We start from the raw sequence: 223 nt of genomic DNA, 5'->3' as shown, positions 1-223 counted from the left end.
GCAAGCGAGCGCTTGGATGTAACCCGCTCCGCCGTCAGCCAGGCTATCCGACGGCTTGAGGAGCGGATGGGTGTTGCCCTGATTCAGCGTACGACCCGCAGCCTCCATCTCCCCGAGGCTGGGGAGAGGCTCTATCAGTCGGTGCGACCGGCGCTCGATGATCTCGGTGCGGCAATGGAAGCCGTAGGCGAAATGCGTGGTCGGCCGAGCGGCATGCTGCGTA

1 protein-coding gene is annotated in these 223 nt (G+C 65.0%); it reads left to right on the top strand.

All coding sequences use genetic code 11. From position 1 onward, the window contains the following. Nucleotides 1-223: LysR family transcriptional regulator (locus E4K09_RS14035; RefSeq protein ID WP_134498030.1), on the top strand; the 223-nt coding region annotated here is incomplete at both ends.

Origin of the sequence: Microvirga pakistanensis (assembly GCF_004458765.1) — a bacterium.
In the GTDB taxonomy this organism is placed as follows: Bacteria; Pseudomonadota; Alphaproteobacteria; order Rhizobiales; family Beijerinckiaceae; genus Microvirga; species Microvirga pakistanensis.
Note: the sequence above shows the minus strand (reverse complement) of the source record. Positions and strands in the feature narration are given on the sequence as shown.